At 61.3% G+C, this 608-nt stretch carries 2 protein-coding genes; one reads left to right on the top strand and one right to left on the bottom strand.

Annotation, left to right across the window (positions count from 1 at the left end; all coding sequences use genetic code 11):
• The first annotated feature begins 59 nt into the window (after positions 1-59).
• Positions 60-146 carry a hypothetical protein gene (locus tag AC1DVH_RS32460; protein WP_477757219.1) on the top strand — a complete coding sequence of 29 codons (87 nt, stop codon included), beginning with the start codon at positions 60-62 and terminating at the stop codon, positions 144-146.
• Here the strand turns inward: AC1DVH_RS32460 and AC1DVH_RS32455 are convergent.
• Positions 133-516 carry a VOC family protein gene (locus tag AC1DVH_RS32455; protein ID WP_477757218.1) on the bottom strand — a complete coding sequence of 128 codons (384 nt, stop codon included), beginning with the start codon at positions 514-516 and terminating at the stop codon, positions 133-135. The genes AC1DVH_RS32460 and AC1DVH_RS32455 overlap by 14 nt on opposite strands.
• Between the last annotated feature and the right edge of the window lie 92 nt (positions 517-608).

The following is a 608-nucleotide window of genomic DNA, read 5'->3' as shown; positions in this document are numbered from 1 at the left end:
TCGCTGCCCACAGGGCGGGCTGGAAAAATGCCAAGCATGCTCAGCAGTGGGAGAACACTTTGGCTACCTATGCGTTCAAGGTCATAGGCTTCTTGTTCCGCGAGGCCAGCCAGGCTGACCTCGTGGCAGCGCTTAGGCTGGTTTGAAGCAGTACGCGGCCAGCTTGTTACCGTCCAGGTCTCGAGCGTAGGCGGCATAGGCGTTCGGTGCCCAGTCGCGGGTGCCTGGGGCGCCTGCGCAGATGCCGCCGGCGGTCAAGGCCGCGGCGTGAAATGCGTCGATGGCGGCGCGGTCCGGCGCCTCGAAGCTGACGGTGACACCGTTACCGACGCTGGCGGGTTCGCCGTTGGCTGGTTTCAGAACGAAGAAGGAAGGGGCGTTCTCGCCCCAGATCGAGYCATTGTCGCCCAGATCGGCGATGCGCTTGTGGCCCAGCGCGCCCAGTACGCTGTCGTAGAAATTGCGGGCTTTTTGCAGATCATTGGTGCCGACGGTGACGTGAGTGAAGACGCTCATCTTTTGGTTCTCTTTGGTAGAAACGAGATGGGTTGGTGTTGCTGTACGTCAGGGGTGCTCCCTGACAACTATCGTTGGGTCTGCTGACTCAG

Source organism: Pseudomonas sp. P4_C3 (assembly GCF_056402075.1).
This window is presented reverse-complemented; position numbering and strand designations above follow the sequence as displayed.